Source organism: Propioniciclava sp. (assembly GCF_029977985.1).
GTDB lineage: Bacteria > Actinomycetota > Actinomycetes > Propionibacteriales > Propionibacteriaceae > Propioniciclava.
Window position 1 is genome coordinate 1 of the sequence record NZ_JARKOT010000223.1, and the last position, 1,746, is coordinate 1,746.

At 73.0% G+C, this 1,746-nt stretch carries 1 protein-coding gene and 1 pseudogene; one reads left to right on the forward strand and one right to left on the reverse strand.

Going from position 1 to position 1,746, the window contains the following annotated elements:
- Positions 1 to 161 precede the first annotated feature (161 nt).
- The gene (locus Q1K57_RS12955) at positions 162 to 1,073 is read left to right on the forward strand and encodes a sucrase ferredoxin (protein WP_300083329.1); all 912 of its coding nucleotides are present in this window, start codon (positions 162 to 164) and stop codon (positions 1,071 to 1,073) included.
- Between the two features lie 122 nt (positions 1,074 to 1,195).
- Here Q1K57_RS12955 and Q1K57_RS12960 read toward each other — a convergent pair.
- Positions 1,196 to 1,746: pseudogene (locus Q1K57_RS12960) on the reverse strand (methylmalonyl Co-A mutase-associated GTPase MeaB); the annotation flags it as partial.

Below are 1,746 nucleotides of genomic sequence, written 5' to 3' on the forward strand. Positions count from 1 at the left end.
AAGCCCGCCGTGTTCGCGTCGACGCCGGCCCAGGTCGCGGACGCCGTGGCCGCCCGCGTCCGCTCCGGCGGCCCCACGGTGGTGTGGATCCCGTGGCAGCTACGCGTGTTGTTCGCCGTCGCCGCCCACGTGCCCCGGGCCGTCTGGCGGAGGATGCCGCGATGAGCGTCGCCTGCTCCGCGGCGTGGCAGCGTCGGCCGGCGTCCGGGTCGGCAACGCCCGCCGGGTTCTGGGTGGCGCTCGAGCAACCCGGCCCGTGGGGGCGGGACGCCCTGGTGGAGTCGCACCTCGACCCCGCGCTCGGCCGCGCGTTGGGTGACGAGGCGTCGGCGGCCGGTGGGCGCGTCCTGCTCATCCGGGCGGCCGGACACCATGCTGCGGGTGACGGGTTCCAGTCGCGACGCGTCTTCGTGGCGGGCGGCCTCGCTACCGGCCCGTTCCTTCTCGAAGGGGTGGCGCTCGGACCGGACGCCGTCCTGCGGCTGCCGTGGGAAGACCTCGCTGCCGGGGATGCCGACGCCGTCCTGCGTGCCTGCCCGTGGCTGCGGGCGGCGAGCCACCCGGTGCTGCTGGTGTGCACCAACTCACGGCGCGACGTCTGTTGCGCCCTCCAGGGCCGGCCGATTGTCCAGGCTGCCGCCGCCCGCCACCCCGGCCAGGTCTGGGAGTGTTCGCACACCGGCGGGCACCGGTTCGCGCCCACCGGGCTGGTTCTGCCCATCGGGCAGATGCTGGCCCGGCTCACCGCCGAACTCGCGACGCAGGCTCTGGACGCCGCGGCGTCCGGCCGGATGGCGGTCGAGAGCCTGGACGCCCGCCACGACCGCGGACGGACCCATGTACCGCCCGCCTGGCAGGCGGCGGAGTCCTGGGTGCGGGCGACCGAACGGGTGACCGAGCCGGGTGATCTGTGGTGTGAGCCCGACCCCGACGGGCACACGGTCGTCGTCCATCATGTCGACGGCCGGACGTGGGTGCTGCTCGTCACACCCGAGGTCGGGGCACCACTGCCCGAATCGTGCGGCAAGGAGCCCAAGCCGAGCGTCACGTTCGCGGTGGAGCGGCGCGGCTGACGAGGGCGCCGCCCCCGGCGAGGGACGTTTCTGATCCCGCCGGGGTCGATGCAAGTGAAACGTGCCACTGATTCGGTTCATGCGCATCGACCCCGGTCAGATCAGAATGTGCACGCCGACGCTCAGGCGAAGTCGCGGCGGAAAGCGTCCAGGATCGCGGTGGACGCCTCGACGGCGCTCAGCTCGCCGGCCTCCACCTTGTGCTCGAGATCCTTCGCGATTGCCTTCACCGCGGGGGAGCGGCGCAGGGACGTCGTCAGGTCGTCGACGACGAGCGACCACATCCAGTCGCGCTGCTGGTCGGCGCGCCGCTGGTGGAGCGAGCCGGACGTCTCGAGCTCGGCGCGGTGCTTAAGCACGGCCTCCCACACCTCATCGAGGCCGTCGCCGGTGTAGGAGGACGAGGTGAGCACCGGCGTCCGGCGCTCGTTCGGGTCGGACCGGATGAGCCGCATCGCGATCGTCAGCTCCCGGGCCGCGACGCGGGCCTCGCCCGCGTTGTCCCCGTCGGCCTTGTTGACGGCGATCACGTCGGCCAGTTCGAGGATGCCCCGCTTGATGCCCTGCAACTGGTCGCCCGTGCGGGCCAGCATGAGCAGCAGGAAGGTATCCACCATCCCCGCCACGGCCACCTCGGACTGCCCGACGCCCACCGTCTCGACCCAGATGGTGT

Bases quoted from the DNA above. Each gene is read 5' to 3' on its own strand.
- Q1K57_RS12955 (WP_300083329.1), top strand. From the start codon at position 162: ATGAGCGTCGCCTGCTCCGCGGCGTGGCAGCGTCGGCCGGCGTCCGGG.